At 60.4% G+C, this 21,507-nt stretch carries 19 protein-coding genes and 1 tRNA gene; 7 read left to right on the forward strand and 13 right to left on the reverse strand.

Going from position 1 to position 21,507, the window contains the following annotated elements:
- Positions 1-204 precede the first annotated feature (204 nt).
- From BUA94_RS01635 to BUA94_RS01645, 3 genes are all read left to right on the forward strand, one after another.
- A complete protein-coding gene (locus tag BUA94_RS01635) occupies positions 205-1,407 on the forward strand; it encodes an APC family permease (RefSeq protein ID WP_175557975.1) in 1,203 nt (400 codons plus the stop codon).
- Between the two features lie 76 nt (positions 1,408-1,483).
- Positions 1,484-1,918, forward strand: a complete 435-nt coding sequence (locus tag BUA94_RS01640) for a DUF2946 family protein (RefSeq protein WP_073007968.1) — start codon at positions 1,484-1,486, stop codon at positions 1,916-1,918.
- 82 nt (positions 1,919-2,000) lie between these two features.
- Positions 2,001-3,437, forward strand: a complete 1,437-nt coding sequence (locus BUA94_RS01645; RefSeq protein ID WP_073007972.1) for a PepSY-associated TM helix domain-containing protein — start codon at positions 2,001-2,003, stop codon at positions 3,435-3,437.
- 27 nt (positions 3,438-3,464) lie between these two features.
- On the opposite strand, the gene BUA94_RS01650 is transcribed toward BUA94_RS01645, so the two are convergent.
- The gene (locus BUA94_RS01650) at positions 3,465-4,754 is read right to left on the reverse strand and encodes an Hsp70 family protein (protein WP_073010669.1); all 1,290 of its coding nucleotides are present in this window, start codon (positions 4,752-4,754) and stop codon (positions 3,465-3,467) included.
- Between the two features lie 225 nt (positions 4,755-4,979).
- Between BUA94_RS01650 and BUA94_RS01655 the strand changes: the two genes are divergently transcribed.
- Positions 4,980-5,498, forward strand: coding sequence for a glycine cleavage system transcriptional repressor (locus BUA94_RS01655; RefSeq protein ID WP_073007975.1), 519 nt, complete (start codon positions 4,980-4,982; stop codon positions 5,496-5,498).
- 53 nt (positions 5,499-5,551) lie between these two features.
- On the opposite strand, the gene adhP is transcribed toward BUA94_RS01655, so the two are convergent.
- The 5 genes from adhP to BUA94_RS01685 all read right to left on the reverse strand — a co-directional run bounded on the left by adhP (position 5,552) and on the right by BUA94_RS01685 (position 10,337).
- Positions 5,552-6,571: an alcohol dehydrogenase AdhP gene (gene adhP, locus BUA94_RS01660; protein WP_073007978.1), complete on the reverse strand. Its 1,020-nt coding sequence runs from the start codon at positions 6,569-6,571 to the stop codon at positions 5,552-5,554.
- Positions 6,572-6,806: 235 nt separating this feature from the next.
- Positions 6,807-7,523, reverse strand: a complete 717-nt coding sequence (locus BUA94_RS01665) for a carbonic anhydrase (RefSeq protein ID WP_073007981.1) — start codon at positions 7,521-7,523, stop codon at positions 6,807-6,809.
- Between the two features lie 107 nt (positions 7,524-7,630).
- Positions 7,631-8,884: a serine hydrolase domain-containing protein gene (locus tag BUA94_RS01670; RefSeq protein ID WP_084081653.1), complete on the reverse strand. Its 1,254-nt coding sequence runs from the start codon at positions 8,882-8,884 to the stop codon at positions 7,631-7,633.
- Positions 8,885-9,057: 173 nt separating this feature from the next.
- Positions 9,058-10,041 carry a helix-turn-helix domain-containing protein gene (locus BUA94_RS23060; protein WP_084081654.1) on the reverse strand — a complete coding sequence of 328 codons (984 nt, stop codon included), beginning with the start codon at positions 10,039-10,041 and terminating at the stop codon, positions 9,058-9,060.
- 206 nt (positions 10,042-10,247) lie between these two features.
- Positions 10,248-10,337 (reverse strand) — tRNA-Ser (locus BUA94_RS01685).
- A 319-nt stretch (positions 10,338-10,656) separates the two neighbouring features.
- Here BUA94_RS01685 and BUA94_RS01690 point away from each other — a divergent pair.
- The 3 genes from BUA94_RS01690 to pabB all read left to right on the forward strand — a co-directional run bounded on the left by BUA94_RS01690 (position 10,657) and on the right by pabB (position 13,795).
- Positions 10,657-10,983 (forward strand): hypothetical protein, encoded by a 327-nt coding sequence (locus BUA94_RS01690; RefSeq protein WP_073007990.1) that lies wholly within the window; start codon positions 10,657-10,659, stop codon positions 10,981-10,983.
- Positions 10,984-11,181: 198 nt separating this feature from the next.
- Complete coding sequence (gene msrA, locus BUA94_RS01695) at positions 11,182-11,826, forward strand: peptide-methionine (S)-S-oxide reductase MsrA (protein WP_073010676.1); 645 nt, start codon at positions 11,182-11,184, stop codon at positions 11,824-11,826.
- Positions 11,827-12,007: 181 nt separating this feature from the next.
- Positions 12,008-13,795, forward strand: coding sequence for an aminodeoxychorismate synthase component I (gene pabB / locus BUA94_RS01700; protein ID WP_208979941.1), 1,788 nt, complete (start codon positions 12,008-12,010; stop codon positions 13,793-13,795).
- On the opposite strand, the gene BUA94_RS01705 is transcribed toward pabB, so the two are convergent.
- From BUA94_RS01705 to BUA94_RS01735, 7 genes are all read right to left on the reverse strand, one after another.
- Positions 13,792-14,436, reverse strand: coding sequence for a nucleotidyltransferase family protein (locus tag BUA94_RS01705; protein ID WP_073007993.1), 645 nt, complete (start codon positions 14,434-14,436; stop codon positions 13,792-13,794). The genes pabB and BUA94_RS01705 overlap by 4 nt on opposite strands.
- A 103-nt stretch (positions 14,437-14,539) precedes the next feature.
- A complete protein-coding gene (pheT, locus tag BUA94_RS01710) occupies positions 14,540-16,957 on the reverse strand; it encodes a phenylalanine--tRNA ligase subunit beta (protein ID WP_073007997.1) in 2,418 nt (805 codons plus the stop codon).
- A 68-nt stretch (positions 16,958-17,025) separates the two neighbouring features.
- The gene (locus BUA94_RS01715) at positions 17,026-17,721 is read right to left on the reverse strand and encodes a phenylalanyl-tRNA synthetase subunit alpha (protein ID WP_073008001.1); all 696 of its coding nucleotides are present in this window, start codon (positions 17,719-17,721) and stop codon (positions 17,026-17,028) included.
- A 39-nt stretch (positions 17,722-17,760) separates the two neighbouring features.
- Positions 17,761-18,843 carry a phenylalanine--tRNA ligase subunit alpha gene (gene pheS, locus BUA94_RS01720; protein WP_073008004.1) on the reverse strand — a complete coding sequence of 361 codons (1,083 nt, stop codon included), beginning with the start codon at positions 18,841-18,843 and terminating at the stop codon, positions 17,761-17,763.
- A 339-nt stretch (positions 18,844-19,182) separates the two neighbouring features.
- Positions 19,183-19,761 (reverse strand): hypothetical protein, encoded by a 579-nt coding sequence (locus tag BUA94_RS01725; protein ID WP_073008007.1) that lies wholly within the window; start codon positions 19,759-19,761, stop codon positions 19,183-19,185.
- Positions 19,762-19,933: 172 nt separating this feature from the next.
- Entirely contained in the window at positions 19,934-20,188 is a 255-nt protein-coding gene (locus BUA94_RS01730) for a DUF1344 domain-containing protein (protein WP_073008011.1), read from the reverse strand.
- A 253-nt stretch (positions 20,189-20,441) separates the two neighbouring features.
- Complete coding sequence (locus BUA94_RS01735; protein ID WP_073008014.1) at positions 20,442-21,338, reverse strand: LysR substrate-binding domain-containing protein; 897 nt, start codon at positions 21,336-21,338, stop codon at positions 20,442-20,444.
- Between the last annotated feature and the right edge of the window lie 169 nt (positions 21,339-21,507).

A 21,507-nucleotide genomic window follows, 5' to 3' on the forward strand; every position in this document is an offset into this window, starting at 1 on the left:
AAGGATGATGAGCGGATACGTGCGAAGGGGTGGGAGGCTGTCTTCTGCCTATTCTGCTTGCAGGGGCAAGGGGTGAAAGCCCATAAAGCTCTGCGTCCCTTCTATGTGGAGAGCAAGGCCTGACCTGACGCTCCTTACGCAAATGGTCCGGAACCGGGCTTTCCGGCGCACCCACGCCTTCCTGTTTCACGAGTTTGTTGCCTGATGATTCTCGATGGTTTGATCTTGCTGGTGGTTGTGCTTGCCGGCTCTGTTCTGCTGGCCCCCAGATTGCGAACAAGCCAGGAATGGCGGGCAGTCATCACGCCGCTCGCCTCAATCATCGGCAGTGGCTTTCTGGTTCTGGGGCCGATTCTTGCCAGAAACTACGGGGTCTTTGCCCCGGCAATGATGGCGGTGCTCTGCGCTGCCGCCTGGCTCTTCGGGTCGGCCATCCGCTTCAACATCAGGGCGATCGAAGACAAGGTGGCCCAGGGGCGTTGGGGGGCTGGAATTGAGACAGCGGCCTCTTGGTCGCTGGCCTTCGCCTATTTCATCTCGGTGGCCTATTACCTCAATCTCTTCGGCTCCTTCGGCGTCAATCTCATCCCGGGCACAGAGACGTTTCATGCCAAGCTGCTTACGACAGCAGTGTTCGTCGTGATTCTGCTTGTCGGCTGGTTCCGGGGGTTTCAGTCCCTGGAACGGCTGGAATACGGTTCTGTCGCGATTAAGCTCGCGATCATTGCCGGGCTGTTCGTCGGCCTCGCCGCATTCTTCGCCGGGCATGTTCTGGAGAAAGACCTGATCTTCGAGGCCCCACATGTGAGTGGTTGGAATGCCCTGTTCCTGGCCTTCGGCCTGCTGATCACAGTCCAGGGGTTCGAAACGTCACGTTATCTCGGCGGTGAATATTCGGCGGACACCCGCATCCGGTCCATGCGCCAGGCCCAGATCATCTCGACCGGAATCTATCTCGTCTACATGCTGCTGATCGCCTTCGTCTTTCCCCGTTCCGAGCTGGGCACCTCGGAAACCGCAATCATCGACATGATGGAGCTGGTGACGCCGATCCTGCCGGTGCTGCTTGTAGGGGCTGCCCTCGCGGCCCAATTCAGTGCCGCGATTGCGGACACGGCGGGATCGGGTGGTTTGATCGAGGAGGAATCCGGCCGGAGAGTTTCAAGCCGGCATGGATATCTCCTGCTGTCGCTCACAGGCATCGGCCTCACCTGGGTTGCCGATGTCTTCGATATCATCAACTACGCCTCGCGGGCTTTCGCTCTCTACTACATGCTTCAGGCAGCGCTTGCCGTCTCCTATGCACGGGCCAGAGGGACTGGCGGCTGGCACGTTGGCCTGTTCGGCTGTCTTGCTGTCCTCGGCGGTCTGATTGCACTCTTTGGTCAAGCCGTCGAAGGGGGATGACCCTGTCCCGCACCGAGGGGCTCTACGGATTGCCACAAGGTTCCAGCTGGGGTAAGGCTCGCCGCGAATTGGGGACATGATGCGCCGGACCGGGGTTATTCCAGCCTTGAAGACAGAACTCGCTGCAGCTGCAAGGATCTTGCTGCTGTTGCCGATGCTGCTTGGCTTGCTGGTCCCGCATGGCTACATGCCGGATGTGACGCCGGATGGCCGGATCACCGTTGTCCTGTGTACCTCCAACGGTCTGCAGACCGTCCTGCTCAACGCGGATGGGACACAGGCGGGTGAGGACCATGGTCTGCCTTCCAAGGGCGGAAGGGAAGGGTCGCAGGTCAGCTCCGGCCTTTGTGCCTTTGCTGCCGCAGCCAGCCTTGCGGCAATACTCAGCCCTTCCGTTGAACACTCCTTCATTAGGCAGCGGTCGGTACATCACCCGGTCCCCGTCAAACTCGCGCTGAAGAGCGGCATCCCCGGCCGCCGCGGTGCGCGGGCGCCTCCCGTGGTTCTTTGAACCACCTGAGCCACTTTCCGAAAATTTGAACGCGCAAGCTGCCTGACAGCCATCGGCTGATCACGGGCGGCTGGGGTATCCCATGACAGACAACAGCATTTCCTTCGATGCGGCCACTGCCGCAGCCGGCACATCGGCACACTCCCATGACCGCCGCTTCTATCTCGCGGCCTGGCGCTGGCATTTTTATGCGGGCCTTTTCGTCATTCCGTTCCTGCTGATCCTTTCCGTGACCGGCATGATGATGATGTATATCGGCTATTTCGACGGCCGGGACGGTGAGAACATCACCGTGTCCGTTCCCCTTGAGGCGACTGCCCTCTCGGTCTCCCGTCAGGGGGAGATGGCTGTAAAGGCCATTCCCGGCGGAACCATTGTCGAATGGCTCAGCCCCAAGACTGCGGACAGTGTCTCAGTTTTCCGGGTCAAGGCGCCGGACGGCATCCAGACCATGGTGGCCGTTGAACCATACAGCGGCGGGATTGTCGAAACCTGGGTCCGCCGCGATGGCTGGTATGATTTTGCGGACAACATTCACAGCGATCTTCTGCTGGGAGATCCGGGCGACCGCATTCTGGAAATCGCAGCAGGGCTTGCGATCGTGCTTTTGATCTCCGGTGTTTATCTTTGGTGGCCACGCGGCCAGCGCCTGCGGGACGCCCTTGTCCCCGCTTTCGGTCAGTCGGGGCGGGCCCTGGTCAAGTCGCTGCACGGTGTGGTCGGCATCTGGGTGTCGTTTCTTCTTCTGCTGTTTCTCCTGTCCGGCATGTCCTGGACGGGGGTTTGGGGCACCAAGCTGGTTCAGGCCTGGAGCACGTTTCCGGCAGAGAAGTGGGACAATGTGCCCCTGTCCGATCAGACTCATGCCTCGATGAACCATGGCGCCATGTCCGATGTGCCCTGGGCTCTGGAGCAGACACTGATGCCGGCATCCGGCTCGCAGGCAGGGGTGATCGGAATTGCGCCCGGCGTCCCTGTCGATATCGACAGCCTGTCCAATCTGGCGAAGGCAGCCGGCTTCAACGCGCGCTACCGGATTGCCTATCCGAAGGGGGAAACTGGCGTCTGGACGATCAATCAGGACACGATGAGCGCAGATGCGGAAGATCCGTTCTCGGACCGCACGGTACATGTGGACCGCTATACGGGCCGTGTTCTGGCCAACGTGGGGTTTGCGGACTATTCGCTGGCAGGCAAGACCATGGCCGTCAGCATTCCGCTGCACATGGGGCTGGCGGGGCTTTGGAACCTGATCCTGAATACGCTGGTCTGCCTATCGGTCCAGGTTCTCTGCGTGACCGGCATCCTCATGTGGTGGAGCCGCCGGCCGAGCAAGACAGCGCTGCGCTTTTTCGCGCCGCAGGTGCCGGAAAACCGGCCTCACTGGCGCGGCGCGATGGTGCTGATGCTGGCTGTGTCCATGGCCTTTCCGCTGGCAGGCCTGACCTTTCTCGTCGTGCTGACGCTGGATCTCCTGATCCTGTCGAAGGTGCCGGGCCTGCGCAGGGTGTTTGCCTGATCTGCGTGTGGTTTGGGCTTGGGTTCGTCAGCCGACAGCCCAGTCCGCCGCGTCTTCACGGGCGCCGATAACGGCAAGGCCGGTGGCGATGGAGGACAGTTCCTCGCCGCTGGCCAGCCGCTCCTGGCCGAACCGGTTTGCAAACATGCGCCGGACGGCAGGAACGAAGGACGTGCCGCCCGTCAGGAACACCTGATCGATGTCGGTGTCGGCAAGACCAGCGTCCTTGAGCGTCGCATCCAGTGCGGTGTTCATGCGGGTCAGATCTTCGGAAATCCAGCTTTCGAAATCATCCCGGCCGATGGTGACGGCAAAGTCCTTTCCGAGCGGCTCGAAGCGCAGCTCGGCGCTTTCCTCGCTGGAGAGCCTTGCCTTGGCATCGGAGACGCTCTTGTAGAGCGGATAACCCTGGTCCTCTTCCACCAGTTCGATGAACTGCTCGATCTTTTCCGGCTCATCGCACCAGCGCAGCAGCTTCTTCATCTCGCGGTAGTCGTCGGAGGTCTTGAAGACGGACAGAAGATGCCAGCGGGCAAAGTTGGAAAAGAGGTTGGGCGGCATCTCCAGCTGCTTGCCCATGCTGCGATAGGTGCTGCCCTTGCCAAGTTCCGGCAGGATCACGTTGTCGATGATCCGGTAATCGAACGTGTCCCCTGCAATGCCCACGCCGCCACGGCCGAGCGGCGTTGCGTTGACATGGCCGCCCTCGACGGAAAAGCGCATGAGGGAATAGTCCGTCGTACCGCCGCCAAAGTCGGCGACAAGCACGGTTGCATCGTTCTTCAGGCGCTGGGCAAAGGAGAACGCGGCTGCGACCGGTTCATAGACGAACAGGATTTCCCCGAAGCCGAGCCGGGACAGGGCTGCCCGGTACCGGGCCATGGCCAGCATTTCATCTGGCGCCCCACCTGCAAAGATAACCGGACGGCCGACAACGAGACGCGCGCCATTGGGGTCGAGCGGCACTGTCAGATGGTCGAAAGCCTTTGAGATCAGCGTCTCCATCAGCGCCTCAAAATCAAACGGGCGGCCGAAGACACCGGTTCCCTTGAACTGGCGGCTGGCGACAAAGGTCTTCAGCGACTGAATGAAACGCACGTCGCCCGCATGCTCGATGAACTGCCGGATCGCCCAGGGGCCGACTTCCGGCTCCGGCGCGCGGGATGCGCCGCCGTCCAGAAAGCTCAGCACCGTGGCAATGCCCTTCAGGATGTCCGGCTCTGCGCCGAAGGCCAGGGTCGCGGCGCTGCCCTGCTCAAGGCTTTGGGCCATCACCGTATTTGATGTGCCGAAATCGAGACCAAAAGCTTGGGACATGGCGAATCTTTCTGAAACACGCAGCACAGCAAAATGCCGCGTGGCCGTATGCATGGAACAAGAGGAAATGAGGGGCGCTTCTTAACGGTCAAGAGCGGAGGACGCAAGACGTGTTCGCGTCACGATTTTGCACGGATTGGGTCTCAGGGTATGCTGGATTTCGCCTTGGGGGCGTTGTTCCAGCAAGCCCGCAACCCGCCTCCAGGCCTGCAGAGGAGACCATAAATGCCGAGCCATCTGGTGTTAACTGTCATCGCCAAGGACCGTCCCGGTCTGGTGGAGCGTCTTGCCGAGGCCATTGCCGATGCGGGTGGCAACTGGGTGGAAAGCTCCATGGCCCGGCTTGGGGGCGAATTCGCCGGCATCGTCAGCGTCGATATCGATGAAGAGGCCATCGGCAACCTCCATCAGAAGTTCGATGTGCTGCTCAAGGATGGGATTGCCATCACCTTGCGCTCGGACAAGGCGCGGCCTGAGCCGCTCAAGGGCGCGGCGGCCCATCTGGACCTCATTTCGCAGGATCATCCGGGCATCTTGCGCCGGATCACACGGGTTCTGCGCGAACATGGGGTCAGTATCGAGCATCTGGAAACCGAGGTGGTTCCAGGGTCCATGTCCGGTGAGATGCTGTTCAAGGCGTCTGCGGACCTGCGCCTGCCCGAGGGCTTGAGCCCGGCTGCGCTGTCCGAATTTGTCCAGGAAACGGCCGCCGATATGATGGCGGATGTGAACCTGATCGACTGACCAGATCTCCGGCCCATTCAAGCAATGGGCCGGAGCTGACTTCGTCAAATGCTTCAGAGTGTCATGACCACCCGGCCGTCGATGGCGCCCTTGCGCATCTTGTCGAAGATGGCGTTGATGTTGTCGAGGCTGTCTTCGCTGTAGTGAGAGGCGACCTTGCCCTCCGCAGCAAACTGCAGGGATTCCACCAGATCATTGCGCGTGCCGACGATCGAGCCGCGAATGGTCTTGCGCATCAGCACCGTCTCGAAGATCGGCAGCGGGAAATCTCCGGGCGGCAGGCCAACCAGCGCCATCGTGCCGCCTCTGCCCAGCATGCCCACCCCTTGCGAGAATGATTTGGGGGAGACCGCCGTCACTAGAACGCCATTGGCTCCGCCGAGCTTGGTCAGTTCCGCTACCGGATCGGTCGTTGCCGCATTGATGGTCAGATCCGCACCGAGGGATTTTGCCAGCTCCAGCTTGCTGTCGGCGATGTCGACCGCGATCACGTGCCGGCCCATGGCCTTTGCATATTGAACCGCAAGGTGTCCCAAGCCCCCCACACCGGCGATGACGACCGTGTCGCCCGGCTTGGTGTCGGTTTCCTTCAACCCCTTGTAGACGGTGACGCCTGCGCAAAGGATCGGCGCTGCCGGAGCAAAGTCCAGACCGTCCGGCAGGTGGCCGACATAATCCGGATCGGCCAGAACATATTCGGCAAACCCGCCATTGACGCTGTAGCCGGTGTTCTGCTGATCGGCACAAAGCGTTTCCCAGCCGCCGACGCAATGGCGGCAATGGCCGCAGGCGGTGTGAAGCCAGGGAACGCCGACACGGTCGCCTTCCTTGACGCTGGTAACCCCTTCGCCAACCTCACATACAAACCCGACGCCTTCGTGGCCCGGAATGAATGGCGGTTCCGGCTTCACCGGCCAGTCACCTTCTGCAGCATGGAGATCGGTATGGCAGACGCCGCAGGCTTCGATCTTGACGACGATCTTGCCGCGAGTGGCCTTGGGGCGTTTGACGGAAGAAATATCGAGCGGTTTGCCAAAGGCCCGCACGACGGCTGCTTTCATTTCGCTGGACATTGTCAGCTCCTGAAATTTTGCACTGCAAACAGTGCCATATCAACCCGTGCGGGTGGAGCGGGCAATACGCAATAGACCCTATTAAGGGCCTGGAAAAAGCAAGGCGCGCCGGGATTCTGCTGGTTTCTGGCGCGTCAGGGACAGGTGCGTCCCTTCGCCTCATCATGGCCAGGCTGAGGTGGCCCTTCCCGGAATGGGTTTCCGGGAGGGGCAGGGACGTCTTGTCAAAACTCGGTCAGAGCACCGAGACCTTGCCGGCCGCAATGTCATAGATCGCAGCGGCCGACTTGATCTTGCCGGAGGAATGGAACTCCGAAAGGATCGGTGCAGAGGTTTCCGCCTTCCTGGCATTCAGCTTGGCGTTTTGCGCGGTGGCTGCGGCCAGGAGATCTGCGGGCCTGTCGCCCATGACATCGTAGACGGCCGGGCGAATGGCGTTAACGAGGCTCGGCAGGTGGCCCGGGGGTAGGGTGTTGTCCTGGATCGACTTGATCGTCGCATCGACTGCCCCGCAGGAGGTATGGCCAAGCACGAGGATCGCCTTGATGCCGAGAACGGCAGCGGCATACTCCAGGCTTGCCAGCCCGTCTTCATTGATGAAGTTGCCGGCAACCCGGACCACGAACAGATCGCCGGGAGCCTGATCGAAGATGAGTTCCGGAACCACGCGGGAATCCGCGCAGGTGACGACGGCTGCAAAGGGTTGCTGGCCCTGGGATCTCGCGGTCCGTCCGACGGAATGATCCGTATTGATCGCCTGATTGGCGACATAGCGGGCGTTGCCGTCTGCCAGTGCCTTGAAAGCTTCATCAGCGGTTTCAGGCCGGGGGCCATCTGCCGGAAGATCGGCGGCCTGAGCCATGGAGATGAAGGGGGCCGCAAGGCCGAGCGCCAATCCGCCTTTCAAAAGACTGCGGCGTCCGACAGCTTGATCTGAACAATTCTGGCACATGATAATTCCTCCTTGGAAACAAAGATTTGTCTGAGACAAATGTCAAAGTGCGGAACCGGGCAGCCTGCTGTCGGACGGTGGCACCAGAAACCGGTGCCACCTTTCATTCACTGAGCATATTGCTTGTAGAGATGGCCAAGCACGCCGCTCAAGGCGTCGTCGGCTTGCCGCCCGGGGAAGTTTGTCGTGACAACCACTGCGAGGTCCTGATCTTGGTCCACCAGAATCTTCGCAAGGTTCATTGAGTTCGAGCCGGAATGCGCAAGCAGGCGCTTTTCTGCCCAGTCGAACTTCATCATGCCCCAGCCCAAGCCATAGCCGCCGGTGCCCGGTGTGCCGGGAGGAGCGGAGGGAAGGGGAGGCGTTTCCACATGCACGGATTGGATCTCGGCAAGGGTCTCCGGCTTGACGAGCTGCGGTCCGCGCGTGCCTTTGGCCGCATTCCAACCGGCCCATTTCGCATAATCGGAGATGGACATATGGGCGATGCCTGCCGGTCCAAGGCTTGGCGGTGCATCAGCGGCCGGGCCCCATTTGATCGGCGTGACCGTGCCATCCGGCTGAAGCTGGTGTCCGACCGGCGCGTCGATCAGGCCGTAGGTCGCCTGCGCACCGAGACCTGCCGTCGTCATGCTCAGCGGCTGGAAAATGCGCTCGCGGATCAACTGCTCCCAGGTGGTGCCGCTGACTTCCTCGATCATCAAGCCTGCGATGATGTAGCCCAGATTGGAATACTGGAAGGGAGACCCTTCCGGGATCTCCAGTTCGTTGTCTTTCCAGCGGTCGACAATACGGCGCCGGACCTCGGAAACGTCATGATCAAAGGCATCTGTGTCGTAATAGAGAGCGGCGATTTCTTCATCGTCGCTGGGAATGCCGCTCGAATGCGAGAGGAGCTGTTCCAGGGTTGCGGCTTGAAGGCTGCCGCTCATGCCCGGGATCTTTTCGCCCAGAATTTCGCCGATGGTGCTCTTCCAGGTGAGCTTGCCTTCATCGACCATCATGCCGGCAAGGGTTGCCGTCATTGCCTTGGTGTTGGAGCCGATGTGGAACTTGTCATCCAGGGAAACGGGGATGTCCTGTCCGGCGATCCGCGTTCCGGTGGCCGCAACTTCGACGATCTCGCCATTTTTGACCACAGCCGCCGCCAGAGCGGGCAGATTGTTCTGCACCCGGATGAACTCAAGATAGGTTTTCAGCTCTTCTGCCTGTGCGCAGGCGGATGTCAGCCAGAGCGCAGTGAGCGCAGAGACTGCGCCGATTATGGATTTCCGGACGCCTCCTTCCGGAGCAAAAAGTGAAGTGAAGTGACGCGCATATGCGCGATAAACCGGTCGCAGGAAAAACCCTGTCTCTTGCATGTCAAACGATCCCTTTGTTTGTCTGCACCCGGGCGTTCAGCGTTTAAAAAAATCGATACGCTAAAGCACCGGCTCGGTTCGGAACCCAAGTTAATCAGGATGGCTGCAGTGGCTATCCGGATTCCGCATGCCTGCAAGGTCTGCCACTTTGGGTAAATGAAGGGTGAAAATGTTCAGCTTGAAAGGGTGGCCGAGGGACTTTCGCCAAAGACTTTCTTGTAGTCCTGAGCAAAGCGGCCGAGATGTAGAAAGCCGAAACGCATGGCAACCTCGGTGACGGTGGTCCCGTCAGCCTCTGCCTTTGAAAGAATGGCCCGCACCCGGTTGAGCCGCAGGAGCCGCAGATAGGCGGTGGGGGTCATGCCGGCATAGTCGCGAAAGGCATATTGCAGGGTTCTTTCACAGACCCTCACTGCTCCGCATATGCCGGCAGTGGTTGGGAGATCGCCTGCATCCAGCTCTGCTTCCGCATAGGTCCGCGCTTGTCTGCAGATCTGCAAGGAACGGGAGCGAAGTGCCGGGAACTGAATCTGCTCTGGAAAAGCAGTGGTGACCGCTGCGACATCAAGAAGGGTCTGATGGATTGCATGCGCCAGCACATTCGGCTTTGGCTGGAGGTTGCAGGTCTTGGCCGCATCAAGTGCCTTGAAAAGCAGGCCGATCGCGGCCCTGAGCTGCGGTTTGCGGCCCATTTTTAGCGGATGAATGCCCTTTGGCGGATTGTCCCAGTTGCGTGGGTTCACGAGCCGGGCATCTCTCAGGAATTCTAACTGATTGAAGCTGATATAGGCCGTTTGCACTGCGTGAGGAACACGAAGATCGAACTCCGTTCCTTCGGCCATGAAGAAGACCGTGTCATCGCTCTCCGATCCATGTTCGGAGAACCGGAAACCTGGATCCGGTGTGCAGCAGGAAAGCGTGGCAAGGCCGGGCGGAAGGACACCCATTTTCTGAACGGCCACGGCCTGCGTTTCGCGCACAATATGCTGGTGTTTCAGGTCAATGCGTTCGAGTTGTCCGATATCAGATCCCGCGCCGAGCTGGAGGCATTCCATCGGAATCCATGGCTGCAGAGCTGCCTGCTCGGAGGCATCGGCCAGCTGGAAATTGCCGGCGGCCGCAAGGTTTGAATGGAGATTGTCTCCGGAACTGGCCACCGCTGCACCCTCTGGCAAGGTTTCAGGTTCTCTAGCCCTGAAATCCAAGGTGAGTATGCAGCTACCTTACACTTCAAAGATGAAGGGTGCAGCCCTGAAGTGCTTTCAGGTGCACCGAAGCGGAATAGGCAGTCTTGAAGCTGGGAAAAAGCGTCATTCTCTTTGCCCCTGAGGGCAAACGCATCAGATCAGCAATTTAAAGAGAATGGCGGACAGAGAGGGATTCGAACCCTCGATACGGTTGCCCGTATACACGCGTTCCAGGCGTGCGCCTTCAACCACTCGGCCACCTGTCCGTTCGAAGCAGCGTCAAGCGCTGCCTGCAAGTCGCGCAATATACTCACGAAACGCATAAGCGCAAGCGGCCTCTGAACTTTTTTATTTTCCTGTCTATGCCTGTGGATTGTTGAGGCCATGGGGGCATGCGCTGACCCGTAAAATTTAACGAAAAAGAAACAATTGCCGTAGCGGAAATCTTTGATTAGAGTTTTTCCATTGGGAAGACGTCCGAGAAAAAGCTCTGCAGCCGGAACCATTTAAGGGCGGCTGAGTTTTTGCTTTGGTTGTGTTTTTATACATCCCAATCGGTTTTGAGTTTTGAGTGAGTTGCCGAGTATGATTGCCTTGATCAAGTTCCTGATGCGTTTTGCTGGCATCGTTCTTTTTGCGACAGCTTTGGTCGCGATGGTCTCCGACGGGAGCAAATCAATCGCGCGGTCAGAAGTCGTGGTCACTTCCGTGCGCCAGATGTGGGAAGGGGTGTCGGTCCAGGGCCCCGAAACCATGCGGGAGAGTGTGACCAGTACGGTCGATCCTCAAGTCTGGGATGTTGCTGTCGAACCGGTTCTGTCCTGGCCGCTTTGGCTCGTCGCGCTGCTGACTGGATCTGTCACCCTCTGGCTCGGCAGTCGCAGGCGTGTGCGCCAGCCCAGCTATATCTGACCTGCCTCCTGGTGTTTCCCGCCCGGCTCTCAAAACCCGCACACGGCTGTGTGTGCGGGCTTGCAGCCAGCCGCGTTGACCGCCATCTTTGGTACTGAACTGTTGCGGTCTGCCTGACCGCTTCCTTTAGTGGACGCGGGGGCAAGTCCTTTTCCGGGACGTCTGCGGCAAGACCAAGTGAGCGCCAAGGAGCCGATCATGTCTTTCATGACCATGCTGACGAAGAAGTTTTCCCTGCCGTCTCCGCAAGAGGCTTTGCCGGGACGCTCTGAAGCCATCATTCCTTCCGCCCCGCATTATGTGAATGGCAATTCCCTTCTGCCGCCATTTGCCGAGGGCTTGAAGGTTCTTCAGATCGGAATGGGATGCTTCTGGGGTGCCGAGCGCCTGTTCTGGCAGCAGCCCGGCGTCTGGGTGACGGCCGTTGGTTACGCAGGCGGCTATACACCCAATCCGACCTACAACGAGACCTGCACCGGCCGAACCGGCCATACGGAAGTGGTGCTGGTGGTCTATGATCCCGCGCAGATCTCGCTGGAGGCCTTGCTGAAGGTGTTCTGGGAAAATCATGACCCGACCCAGGGCATGCGCCAGGGCAATGACACCGGCACCCAGTACCGGTCTGCCATCTATGTTGGCCCGGAAGATATGGCGGCTGTCGAGGCGTCCAAAGCCCTCTATCAGCAGGCTTTGAGCGAGGCCGGTGTTACCCGGTCGATCACCACGGAAATCCGTGCTGACGAGACGTTCTATTACGCTGAAGACTATCATCAGCAGTATCTGGCGAAGAACCCGAACGGCTATTGCGGTATTCGCGGTACGGGCGTGTCCTGCAGCCTCTGAACCCGGCAGGATTGCCGGCGGATCGTGCTGTTTTCACCGCTGGCTATAAACCCTGAAGATTTCCGTGCGGCTGGCTCAAGAAGCCTTGCCGCACGGCCTTGACGCTGAGGCAAGGGAATGCCAAGAGCGCAGCAAGCCTGCGGGTGCTGTAAGCCCTTGACCCTTGCACGAGTTTCCGACCTTGCCGAATTCTCCGCTTCCTGCCGGTACCGTGTTTCTGCTCGACATGCTGCAGAAGAAGCGCGCATTGCTGTTTCGCAGCGCGAGCCGGGAGATTGTCTGCCGCGAGCTTCGCGAGGTTCCGGACTTTCTGAGAGAGGTGGAGACCGCAAGGGCACAAGGTGCCCATGTTGCGGGATTTCTTGCCTATGAGCTGGGTTACGCCTTCGAGCCGAAGCTGCGCGAGCGCTGGCAGCGGACTGGCGATCTGCTCGGCTGGTTCGGTGTCTACGATGCGCCGGAGACATTGAGCCTGAGTGACGCGGAAGACCTGCTGGCTGCTGCTGCAGGGAACAAGACGTCCAGTCTCGGGCCGCCCGAATTCGACATGACTTCGGACCAATATGGCGATGCCTTCGCGAAGGTGCGGGATCACCTGGCCAAGGGGGACATTTTCCAGGTCAATCTGACTATCCGCGCCAGCCTTCGTCACGAAGGTTCGCCCGAGGCTCTCTTTCTGCGGCTGATGCGCAACCAGCCTGTTGCCCACGCCGCTTATCTGCATCTTGAGGACCGGGCGGTGTTGTCCCTGTCCCCGGAGCTATTTCTGGAGCGGGAAGGCAAGATCCTGCGCACGCGGCCCATGAAGGGGACTGCGCCCCGGGGGCTGGATGAAGACGGTGACCAGCGCATTGCCTGCGACCTGGCGAGCGATCCGAAACAGCGCGCCGAGAACACGATGATCGTGGACCTGATGCGCAATGACCTGTCACGCATTTCTGTTCCCGGAAGCGTTCAGGTGACGAAGCTCTGCGATGTGGAGCGCTACCAGAGCCTTTTCCAGATGACGTCGACCATCGAGGCCGAGCTGGAGGAGGACGTGGAGTTCTCCCGTATCATCGAAAATCTGTTCCCCTGCGGCTCGATCACCGGTGCTCCGAAGCTGAGCGCCATGCTGATCGCGGATCGTCTCGAAACCAGCCCGCGGGGGATCTATACAGGCTCCATCGGTCACATCGAGCCTTCTGGCGATTTTGCGTTCAACGTGGCGATCCGGACGCTGGACCTTCGCAAGGACGGCAGGTGCATTGCCGGCACCGGGTCAGGCGTCGTTTTCGATAGCGGAGCAGGTCCGGAGTACGACGAATGCAAACTCAAATTGAGTTTTATTAGCCGGGAAACTAAATCCTTTGAGCTCCTGGAAACCCTCGCCTGGATGCCCAATGAGGGCTTCGTTCTGCTGGAGCGGCATCTGGCGCGGCTCGCGTCTTCAGCACGGTATTTCGCCTATGACTTCGACCGGGAAAGACTTTGCGCGGAGCTGACACGACGGGCGGAGGGCTGGTCCGGCCCGCAGCGGATACGTGTTCTTCTCGGTAAGGATGGTGGGGTCAGCATCTCGGCCGCTCCCCTCGTGTCTGCCAGTGACAACACGGTCTGGCACGTGCGGATTGCCTCTCAGCGCACCCGCAGCGATGATGTCTTTCTCTATCACAAGACCACGAACCGGGCCTTCTATGATGACACCCGGCAGCAGATGGCCGCGGAATCCGGATGTGATGAGGTTCTCTTCGTAAACGAGGCGGGCTATCTGACCGAGGGCAGCTTTACGAGTTTGTTTGTTGCGCAGAATGGCCGTCTGCTGACGCCCGGCCTGCGTCATGGTCTCCTGCCGGGCACCTTCCGGGCAGGGCTTCTGGAGCAGGGGATCGCAGTGGAAGCGGATCTCCGGCGTGAAGATCTCGGTGGGGCCAAGGTCTTTGTCGGCAATTCCGTCCGGGGACTAATTCCGGTGACAGTGATTTCCTAACCGGCGGTTTCATTCCATGGTTCGATTGTCAGCTCCGGCCAGAGCGCCAGCATTCTCGCTCCCTTTTCCTCATAGGTCTTCCGGTTCGGGACCACATAATTCGGGACAATCCGAAGCGCGAAGAGGGCGGTCAGTCCGAACGGTGCGACGATCTCGATTTCATCATTGCGCCCAAGCCGGGCGGCGACCGAGTGGGTTCGTGAGGCATAGCTGCAAAGAGATTCGAGCGCGCAGGTCAGCGGCGCATAATCGACACCAAAGCGCTGCTTGTACCAGAGGTGCACGCGGGCTTGGTTGCGCACTTCGATCTCGGCTTCCACATGGCTCAGCCGCTGCTGCACCTTGCGGATCACCGCATCTTCGCGCTCATAGCTCAGGTCTGTGCCGTCGAAATAGATGACGTCATAGTCCTTGATGCCGTAGCCGAAGGGCCGGCCGGTCAGGTGGTTCCAGAGGTTTTGATAGAGCCCGCCGGAGACAAGCCAGGCGTCGGGCAGCGCCAGGTCGCGCAGGGCCGTCAGAATATCGAACAGAACGGGAGAGTGCCGGATCAGGCTTCGCAGGGCGGCTTTGCGGTCGTCTTCTGACGCGCGGTAGGGATCGGCAAGTGTCCCGTCGCTCCAGTCCAGATCATTCTGCATGCCGCTCTCCCTGAAGGTCCCAGTGACCTCTGACTAGCAGATTCGGACCTCAGGAGAGATCCCTTCCCGCCAGAGCGGGAAGGGGCGTGTCGTATCGTAGCGCTTAGCTGCGCAGGGTGCCGCCGGTTGCCTTTTCGACGGTGGCGATCACCTTCTTTGCGACCGCATCGATTTCCTCGTCAGTCAGGGTCTTCTGGCGCGGCTGCAGGGTGACGTCGATGGCAATCGACTTGCTGTCCTCTGCAACGCCCTTGCCTTCATAGATGTCGAAGAGGTTCACATCCGTGATCAGGGCCTTGTCCGCACCGCGGGCGGCCTTGAGCAGGGTTTCTGCAGAAACGTCCTTCTTCACCACGAAGGCAAAGTCACGGCGGACCGGCATCAGACCGGACGTGTCCAGAGCGCCCTTGGAGCGGGTCGCCTTGCCCTTCGGCTGGGGCAGGTTGTCCGGGAAGATCTCGAACGCGACAACCGGGCCTTCGATATCCAGAAGAGCCAGGGTGCGCGGATGGATCTCACCGAACACGGCGAGCGTGTTCTTCGGGCCGAGCTTCAGGGCACCGGAGCGGCCCGGATGGAAATAGTCCGGAGCGTCCCGGAAGACCTGCAGCTTGTCGACAGGCGCGCCGATGGCGGCAAGAACGGCTTCCGCATCTGCCTTGGCATCGAACACATCCACGGACGCGGACGAACCGGACCAGTGGCGGGCAGCGCCCTGGAGCTTGGCAGTGCCCCGACGGATGCCGGCTGCGGCCATGGACTGATCTTCAGGTGCGTCGCCTGCGAAGATCTGGCCGATCTCGAAGAGAGCAACGTCCGGATAACCCCGGTCCGCATTGCGCTGTGCTGCGGCCAGGAGACCCGGCAGCAGGCTCGGGCGCATGTCCGAAAGGTCTGCGGAAATCGGGTTGGCAAGCGCGAGTTCCGGCTTGCCACCGCCGAAGGCTTCCGCCGTTGCCTTGGCGATGAAGGACCAGGTGATTGCCTCGTTCAGTCCGCGGGACGCCAGAGACCGACGGGCCCGGTTGCGGCGGATCTGGCCAAGGGTCAGAACCTTGCCGCTGATAGAGCTGGTGCGCGGAAGCGGCGTAGAGACAACACGGTCGAGACCGATGATGCGGACCACTTCCTCGACCAGGTCGGCCTTGCCTTCAATGTCCGGGCGCCAGCTCGGAGCAGCCACCTTGACCACATCGCCGGAGCCGGACAGCCAGAAGCCGAGGGCCTTCAGCGTGACGTTGATCTCGGCCACAGAGACGTCGATGCCGGACAGGCGCTTCACTTCCGCATAGGGGAAGTCGATGATCTTGGTTGCATCCGGCACCTTGCCGGTCACTTCCAGCTCGGAAGCCTCGCCGCCGCACAGGTCCAGGACCAGCCGGGTCGCCATTTCAAGGCCAGGCTGCATGAAGTCCGGATCGACGCCGCGCTCGAAGCGGTAGCGGGCATCGGTGTTGACGCCCAGCTTGCGGCCGGTCGCGGCGATACCGTTTTCGTCCCACAGAGCGGATTCGATCAGGACATCGGTGGTCGTCTCGGTGCAGCCGGAGTGCTCGCCGCCGAGAATGCCGCCGAGGCTTTCGATGCCGTTGTTGTCGGAGATCACGCAGATGCTGGGATCGAGCTGGTAGGTCTTGCCATTCAGGCCTTCGATGCTTTCACCCTCAACCGCGCGGCGGACAATCAGGTTTCCGGCAACCTTGGCAGCGTCGAAGACGTGCAGCGGACGGCCTTGGTCGAAGGTCATGTAGTTGGTGATGTCGACCAGCGTGTTGATCGGGCGTAGGCCGATGGCGCGCAGGCGGTCCTGCATCCACTTCGGCGACGGGCCGTTCTTGACGCCCTTGACGAGGCGCAGGCCGAAGGCCTTGCACAGGGGGTGTGTGTCGCCGAAAGCGAACTCGACCTTGGTCGGGCAGGGGAAGCTGCCACGGACCGGTTCAGCCTTGCGTTCCTTCAGCTTGCCGAGGCCGGCAGCTGCCAGATCGCGGGCGATGCCATAGACGCCGGTGCAGTCCGGGCGGTTCGGAGTCAGGCCGATTTCGATAACCGGATCATCAAGACCCAGCCACTGGGCATAGCTCATGCCGACCGGTGCATCTTCCGGCAGGTCGATGATGCCGTTGTGCTCGTCGGAAAGCTCGAGCTCGCGCTCGGAGCACATCATGCCGAAGCTCTCGACATCGCGGATCTTGCCGACGGAGAGGGTGACATCCAGGCCGGGGACGTAGTCGCCCGGCTTGCCGAGCACGCCCACCAGACCGGTGCGGGCATTCGGAGCGCCGCAAACGACCTGGATCGGATCGCCTTCGCCAGTGTCGACCTTCAGGACGCGCAGACGATCGGCGTTCGGGTGCTGAACGGCTTCGATCACGCGGGCGATCTTGAACGGCGCGAGACGGGCTGCCGGATCGGAGACATCCTCAACTTCCAGGCCGATCATCGTCAGCTTTTCGGCGATCTGCTCCAGGGTTGCGTCGGTCTCAAGGTGTTCCTTCAACCAGGACAGTGTGAATTTCATCGGTTTGCTCTTTATCTCGGGTCAACGGCCCTCAGGCCGGAAAATCTCGTATCTGCGAAGAAGGCTGGTCAATCGGCCTTGAAGCGGCTGAACTCGGGCAGCGGAGACGCCGCGCCGTAGTTGTTCGCAAAGCGCTCGCCAATGTTGCCCAGCTCGCGGGTCCACTCGGTGACCATCTCCGGGGTGATGCTCTTGCCGGTCGCGATGACCTGTGCCGATTCAGCCTCGATCCGGTCGCGCAGCATCCCAAGCTCCACCTGGGACGCATATTCCGCCCGGTACTTGCCCAGCCAGCCGAGCGACATCATCACGACCACGACCAGAAGGGCGGCAGACGAAGCCAGGCTCGCCCATTTGCCGATGCCCTGGATGCGCTTTTCGCTGGCCACCAGCACGATCGAGACAATGGTCAGGAACGCCACGATCGCCACTGCAGAGAGGAAGCTGTTGTACTTCTCCGTTGCAGCCGCTTCGTGGGTTGCCCGCAGGCCGGTGATCCGGTCTCTCAGATACAGCAGCGCATCAGCCTGCGGTCCCAGCTTCTCCTGAAAGTAGGTGTCGCAGAAGCGCAGACGGCCGCGGCTCTCGATCTTCTCGGCGCAGGCCTCCAGGAAGGAGGTCGGGGTCGAGACGCGATCCGAAGAGGTCTTGGCCGGAGTGTTGACCTGTGAGCTGTCCTGTGATTGGGCGCTGGCGGGAAGCGCCAGGCTCAGGCAGAGGACAACAGCGGCAAGGCAGGCAAAAAGGCGGCTGATCAGGGTCATGTGGAACCGGTGCCTTCTCAACGAAACGAAACGGACGGATTAGCTCGACAGGCCGCCGAACAGGGTCGGCAGGTCAAGGGGACGGAAGCCATAGTGCTGGATCCAGCGCACATCCGCATCGAAGAACGCGCGAAGGTCAGCCATGCCGTATTTCAGCATGGCGATGCGGTCGATGCCCATGCCCCATGCGAAGCCCTGATAGACGTCCGGATCCAGACCACAGTTGCGGATCACGTTCGGATGAACCATGCCGCAGCCGAGGATTTCCAGCCAGTCGTTGCCTTCGCCGATCTTCACTTCGCCACCGGAACGGTCGCACTGGACGTCCACTTCCATGGACGGCTCGGTGAAGGGGAAGAACGACGGGCGGAAGCGCATCTTGATGTTGTCAACTTCAAAGAACGCCTTGCAGAATTCTTCGAGAACCCACTTCAGGTTTCCGAAATGTGCGCCCTTGTCGATCACCAGGCCTTCGACCTGATGGAACATCGGCGTGTGGGTCTGGTCGCTGTCACAGCGGTAGGTGCGGCCCGGAATGATCACGCGGATCGGCGGCTCCTGATTGCGCATGGTGCGGATCTGGACCGGAGACGTGTGCGTGCGGAGCAGCAGGCGCTCGCCGTTTTCCTTCGGATTGAAGAAGAACGTGTCGTGCATCTCGCGCGCCGGGTGGCCTTCGGGGAAGTTCAGCGCGGTAAAGTTCAGCTCGTCCGTTTCGATATCCGGACCTTCGGCGATGGAAAAGCCCATGTCGGCGAAGATCGCGGTCAGCTCATCGATTACCTGGCTGACCGGATGGATGCGGCCGGTTTCCAGCGGGCTGCTGCGCAGCGGCAGGGTCACGTCGACGCTTTCGCTGGCCAGACGGGCCTCAAGAGCGGCTTCAGTCAGCACTTCCTTGCGGGCGGCAAGGGCGTCGGTGACCTTGGCCTTCAGGCCGTTCAGGGCTGGGCCCATGGTCTTGCGCTCTTCGGGGCTCATGCCGCCGAGGGTCTTCATCAGTTCGGAAAGGCTGCCCTTCTTGCCAAGCGCGGCAACGCGGACATCTTCCAGCGCTGCTTCGGTTTCTGCGCTCTCAATGGCGGCCAGGATTTCGGTTTCGAGAGTGGTCAGGTCGGACATGGGTCCTCGATCGGATTGCACGATGGGTCCTCGGGCGAGGGGCGCCGTTGGACGTTCGGAAAAAGTCGATGGTCTTTTAGCAGATATGCCGGATCTTGCCACATTCCGCGCAAGGATTTGCGCAGGTGCACGTCAGGATCGGCGGAAGGTGAGGTCTCAGCGACTAAATCGGCCGCAGGCAGGACCGTGCCCAGGCAGCAGGCGCAGATAACCATGCGCAATAAAAGCGCTTCTGCGGGGCTGGGAAGAGTGGGGCCGGGTGGTCATGGTGCTGCACCATACAGCAGCCGGCGCCCAGAACAAGTTCCCAAAGGCAATTGCGGTGTGAAACCCTTGTGATTACCGGCTGAACGTCACGAGACGCTGGGCTTTGCCTGCCCCCTGCGGACCCTTGAACTCTCCAAAGGTCACGCCGTACATGATCTTCGGGCTGATGACGATCAGGTGGAGCTCGAAATCGACAGTGCCGGCTTCTTCCTGATAACTGCCTGTCGCCCGCAGGCGGGGAAAGGCACTTGGCTTGCAGCCGGTCAGAACCTCGATATCCTGATTTTCCAGCACATCCTTGCTCTCCAGCGGGGTGTCCTTATCGAGATCGAAGTTCAAGTCACCGGTCTTGACGAAGGTGATGGGAAAGCTGCCTTGCATTTCCTGGGAACTGATCATCATGGAGCCATCGGCCTTGGCCTCAATCGCGCCATCGGAAGGTTGCCCCGGTGGCAGCGGCATGGTCTTGCCCATCATGGTCAATGTGCCGGCGCCGTTCTTTACCTGCCAGAATCCATCGATCTGACTGGGGATCGCCACTTCCCAGTGGCTGACCTCCAGGTCGCAGAAGGTGTCCGTTGCGGCCTTGGCCGGCAGCGCCATGGACAGGCAGATGAGTGAAGCTGAAACCGTACGATGAAAAACTGACATCTGAATCCCTCTATCAAATGAAGAGCCAGTCTATGTCAGTCTGAGGCGGTGACCGTGATCGCGGTCACACTTGCGCCAGTTCGGATTTGGCTGATGGCTGCAACGAAAAACGGCCCCGACGTTGGTCAGGGCCGTTTTCGCTTGTCTCAGGAGCTGGAAAGGGGCTGGGGGATTATTCCATCTTCACCTGAGATGCATTGTTGGCGCCATTCTGCTTGTCGAAGGTGACGGCCACCTTGGCCCCCTGCTTGAGGCCTGGGTTCTTCCACTTGGCCGGCATGTGATAGACCGCGCCATCACTGAGGGTGATCGTCTTGTGCTTCGCATCAATCGATTTCACAGTGCCGGTGGCGGTCTGTGCTGCGAAGGCTGCGGAAGACGTTGCGAGAACAGCGGCGGCAAGTGCCGGAACAATCAGACGACGCATGAGTGCGGTCCTTTCGATGAAGGGGCTGGCCCTTGGCTTTTGCCCCTGCAATGTGCGGGCGATCCGGGATCGTCGCGTCGTGGCCTTCTTCTACCACCGGCGATCTCTCGTCCGCGGAGGCACTATCTGACGGCGGGGCGTTGCCTGCAAATTACAGAAAGATAATCTGTGATTGGGATTGTGTGCCCAAGTTCCGGCCGGATTGAGGAAGTTCGGTGCGATTGCGGCAACTCGGCGCCGGTTTGCAGGCCGGTTAGTCGAGACCCGAGAGGGACCGGGCCAATTCTTCCTTGAGCCAGGCGCTGAAGACCTTCATCGCTCCTGTCGCTGGCGTGTGCTTGCCGGAAATAAGCCAATAGGAAAACGGCGTCTGATAGCTGCCAGGAAAGGGACGGACAATCTGGCCGACTTCCAGGGCGTGATAGGCGAGGGTTTCCCAGGCGAGAAAAACGCCCTGTCCGGCAATGGCAGCATCCAGGCAAAGGGAGCCGTCGGAGAATGTGGGTCCCTTGCCGAGGATGCTCATGTCCAGTCCATTGGGAGCAAGCCACTCGTTCCATGAGAACATCTGGCCCGGGTCCTTGATGATCGGAACATTGGCCAGGTCTGCGGGGGTTTTCAGCTGTTCGGCAATCGCGGGGCTGCACACGGGAAAGACCTTCTGGCTGCGCAGCTTTTCTGCCGTCACGCCCTTGTAGGGTCCTTTGCCGACGCGGATGCAAAGGTCAACGTCGCTGGTGTCCGGATCAACCAGATGCACTCTGGCATCGACCCGCACGCGAATGTCCGGGTAGATCTTGTTGAAGTCGCGCAAATGCCAGACCAGCCATTTTCCGGCAAAGACCGGTGCGACGGAAACGGTCAGCGCATCTTCCCGCCCCCGGCCGGTCATGGCGATGGCTGCAGACAGGGCGGTCATTCCGGCGGTGAGCTGGTGCAGGATGGGCCCGCCGTTTCGGGTCGGGGTCAAGCCGCGTGGGTGCCGGTCGAACAGAGGCATGCCGAGCTGCAGCTCGGTCTTCTGCACTTGCTGGCTGACGGCTCCCGGCGTGACGCCAAGCTCTTCGGCCGCCGCTTTCAGGCTGCCGAGACGGGCGACGGCTTCCACGGCCCGCAGGCCAGCCAGATGAACGCGGTTGAGGTTTTGCATATAGGAAAACTAAACCATATCGCAGAATAAGTCGATTTTTTCCGGAGTTCTGCTGTGCGATGGTTTAGCTATGATGAAGCTTATAGAAAATCTTCTGCAATGGCTGGGCGAGGAAACAACGCCTCACGACCTCGCCAACTGCGATCCCTTTGCCCACCCGGCCATTCGC

It is taken from the genome of Roseibium suaedae, from assembly GCF_900142725.1.
GTDB classification, from domain to species: Bacteria; Pseudomonadota; Alphaproteobacteria; order Rhizobiales; family Stappiaceae; genus Roseibium; species Roseibium suaedae.